The organism is Burkholderia sp. Ac-20345, from assembly GCF_017104825.1.
GTDB lineage: Bacteria > Pseudomonadota > Gammaproteobacteria > Burkholderiales > Burkholderiaceae > Burkholderia > Burkholderia lata_B.
Genome location: NZ_JAAGPO010000408.1, coordinates 1 through 3152 on the forward strand (window position 1 = coordinate 1; position 3152 = coordinate 3152).

A 3152-nucleotide genomic window follows, 5' to 3' on the forward strand; every position below is an offset into this window, starting at 1 on the left:
CGGCGCGCAGGGCAGCGCGGGTGATGCGCCGAGCGCGGCCAAACCGAACGGCAAGCCGGCGAACACGCCGCGCGATCCGGCCGTGCGCCGCGTGCGGCCGTGCGAACAGGACGCCGCGTGCGAGCACGCGCTGTTCGACCTGAACCGCTATTACCAGAAGCTGCGCCGCAAGATGCCTGCGCATTCGGCCGCGACGCTCATACGCGCACAGCGCGCGTGGGTCGGGTTCCGCGATGCGACGGCACCGCTCGTCGGCGAAGAGGGCCGCGTCGACCTGATCGGCGCGCGCATCGCGACGATGAAGCGGCTGTCGGAGACGGCCGGCAACAAGTAAGCGCAATCGCGATGCCGGTTGTTCGGCGATACGGCAAAACGGGCACCCTTGGGTGCCCGTTTTGCATTTGGCGGCAGGTGAGTTATGCGGGCCGCTGCGTGCCGTGCCCGCCGAACCACGACGGCACGAGCGCGACCGCATCGTCGAGCGACGCGAGCACGTGCAGGCTCAGCGCGACGATTTCGGGCGTCGGCGCCTTCAGGTCGGGCACGGTGACGACCGATGCACCCGCGCCGGCGGCCGACTGCGCACCGAAGTCGCTATCCTCGAACGCGACGCATGCGTGTGCCGGCACGCCGAGGCGTTCGGCCGCGAGCCGGTAGACGGCCGGGTCGGGCTTGCCGCGCGCGACTTCGTCGCCGCCCGCGATCGCGCGGAAGAACGGCAGCACGCCGACTGCGTCGAGCCGCGCGCGTATCACGTCGCACGCGGACGACGACGCGACCGCGCACGGAATGCCGGCCTGCGCGAGCGCATCGAGCAGTGCGAACGCGCCGGGCTTCAGCGGAAACTTCGGATGCGGTTCGGGCGCCGCGAGTTGCTCGCGCACGCGGATGCGCACCGCGTCGAACGTATCGGGGTTGCCGATCAGCCGCGCCAGGATGACCTGGCCCTCGGCGAACGAGCGGCCGACGATCTGCAGGTAGTCGGTGGTGGTCAGCGTGACGCCGTGCGCATTCGACACGTCGATCCACGTATTCATGATGGTCCGCTCGGAATCGACGAGCAGGCCGTCCATGTCGAAGAGCGCGGCGGAAAAGGTCATCGGCGGCATTCGGGAAGCAGGGAAGGCGATGGGCGGCGCAACGGCCGCCCGAACGAAAAACGGACGCCGAAGGCGTCCGTCCGGAACAGCGGGCTTACTGGCCGAGCACGGCGCGCGCAGCCTTGACCGCCGCACGCACCTGGTCGGGCGCGGTGCCGCCCGGGTGGTTGCGGCTGGCGACCGAGCCCTCGAGCGTCAGGTAGCCGAACACGTCTTCGCCGATCAGGTGCGCGACGTTCGGCAGATCCTGCTTCATTTCGTCGAGCGTCAGGTCGGCCAGGTCGATGCCGCGGTCGTCGCAGATCTTCACTGCGTGCGCGACGGCTTCGTGCGCGTCGCGGAACGGCAGGCCGCGCTTCACGAGGTAGTCGGCGAGGTCGGTGGCGGTCGAGAAGCCCTGCAGCGCGGCCGCACGCATCGCGTCCGGCTTCACGGTGATGCCGGCAACCATCTCGGCGAAGATCCGCAGCGTGTCGGCGACGGTGTCGACCGTGTCGAACAGCGGCTCCTTGTCTTCCTGGTTGTCCTTGTTGTACGCGAGCGGCTGGCCCTTCATCAGCGTCAGCAGCGCCATCAGGTGGCCGTTCACGCGGCCCGTCTTGCCGCGCGCGAGCTCGGGCACGTCCGGGTTCTTCTTCTGCGGCATGATCGAGCTGCCGGTGCAGAAGCGGTCGGCGATGTCGATGAAGCCGACGCGCGGGCTCATCCACAGCACGAGTTCTTCGGAGAAGCGCGACACGTGCGTCATCACGAGCGCGGAGGCGGCCGTGAATTCGATCGCGAAGTCGCGATCCGACACCGCGTCGAGCGAGTTCGTGCAGATTCCGTCGAAGCCGAGCGTCTTTGCGACGGCATGACGGTCGATCGGGTAGCTCGTGCCGGCGAGCGCGGCCGCGCCGAGCGGCAGGCGGTTCACGCGGGTGCGGCAGTCGCGCATGCGTTCGGCGTCGCGCGAGAACATCTCGACGTACGCGAGCAGATGGTGGCCGAACGTGACGGGCTGCGCGACCTGCAGGTGCGTGAAGCCCGGCATGATCGTGTCGGCGTTCTGTTCCGCGAGGTCGAGCAGCGCGCCGCGCAGGTCGTTCAGCAGGCCGCCGATGCGGTCGATCTCGCCGCGCAGCCACAGGCGGATGTCGGTCGCGACCTGGTCGTTACGCGAGCGGCCCGTGTGCAGGCGCTTGCCGGCATCGCCGATCAGCGCGGTCAGGCGCGCCTCGATGTTCAGGTGGACGTCTTCCAGGTCGAGCTGCCATTCGAATTCGCCGCGCTCGATTTCGCCCTTGATCTGCGCCATCCCGCGTTCGATCGCGGCCAGGTCGTCGGCGCTGATGATCTTCTGCGCGGCGAGCATGTTCGCGTGTGCGAGCGAGCCGGCGATGTCGACGAGCGCGAGGCGCTTGTCGAAAAATACCGACGACGTGTAGCGCTTGACCAGCTCGGACATCGGTTCCGAGAAGCGGGCCGACCAGGCCTCGCCCTTTTTGTGCAGTTGGGACGTCATGGCGATTCTTCGAAGGGAGATTGAGCGGCGTGCGCCGCCGAGGAATCCCGCAATTCTAACATTCGCGGGCCTGCCCGCCGCGGCGCGCGGCCGTTCGCGGCGGCCCGCCGGCCGTGGCCGGCCCGTTCAGTCGCGCACGAGCACGACCAGCTTCAGGTCCTCGCGGTGCGCGGGCTTCAGTGTGATCTGCTGGTACACGAGGCGGCCGTCGGCCGGATGGTCGAATTCGCGCAGGCCGCCTTCGCGTTCGAATACGTCCTGCGATGCCCAGTACTGCGCGAAGGCGTCGCTGCCGGCGGTCAGCGCGTCGATCAGTGCCCGCGTGGGCGCGTCGGTCAGGTGACGGATCGAATCCGCGCGGAATTCGGCCGCGAGCCGCCGCGCGCGGGTTTCCCAGTCGACGATCAGCGTGCGCGCGGCCGGCGACATGAACGTGAAGCGCAGCAGGTTGCGGTCGTGCTCGCCGTCGAGCCACCCCGAAAAGAGCGCGGCGGCCGGTGCGTTCCACGCGAGGGCGTTCCATTGCCGGTCGAGCACGTACGCGGAGT

3 protein-coding genes and 1 pseudogene are annotated in these 3152 nt (G+C 69.1%); 1 reads left to right on the plus strand and 3 read right to left on the minus strand.

The annotated features are described in order from the left end of the window. A partial coding sequence (locus G3O06_RS47385; protein ID WP_205820206.1) for a lysozyme inhibitor LprI family protein occupies positions 1-334 on the plus strand: 334 nt, incomplete at its 5' end. A gap of 82 nt (positions 335-416) precedes the next feature. On the opposite strand, the gene G3O06_RS47390 is transcribed toward G3O06_RS47385, so the two are convergent. The 3 genes and pseudogenes from G3O06_RS47390 to G3O06_RS47400 form a co-directional block, all read right to left on the minus strand. Next, positions 417-1100, minus strand: a complete 684-nt coding sequence (locus G3O06_RS47390) for an HAD family phosphatase (protein WP_174998476.1) — start codon at positions 1098-1100, stop codon at positions 417-419. A 94-nt stretch (positions 1101-1194) separates the two neighbouring features. Continuing rightward, the gene (gene argH, locus G3O06_RS47395; RefSeq protein WP_174967723.1) at positions 1195-2604 is read right to left on the minus strand and encodes an argininosuccinate lyase; all 1410 of its coding nucleotides are present in this window, start codon (positions 2602-2604) and stop codon (positions 1195-1197) included. 126 nt (positions 2605-2730) lie between these two features. Beyond that, positions 2731-3152 (minus strand): annotated as a pseudogene (locus tag G3O06_RS47400) (transcriptional regulator); the annotation flags it as partial.

Coding starts and splice junctions, on each gene's coding strand:
- argH (WP_174967723.1), bottom strand. CDS start 2,604: ATGACGTCCCAACTGCACAAAAAGGGCGAGGCCTGGTCGGCCCGCTTC.
- G3O06_RS47390 (WP_174998476.1), bottom strand. CDS start 1,100: ATGACCTTTTCCGCCGCGCTCTTCGACATGGACGGCCTGCTCGTCGAT.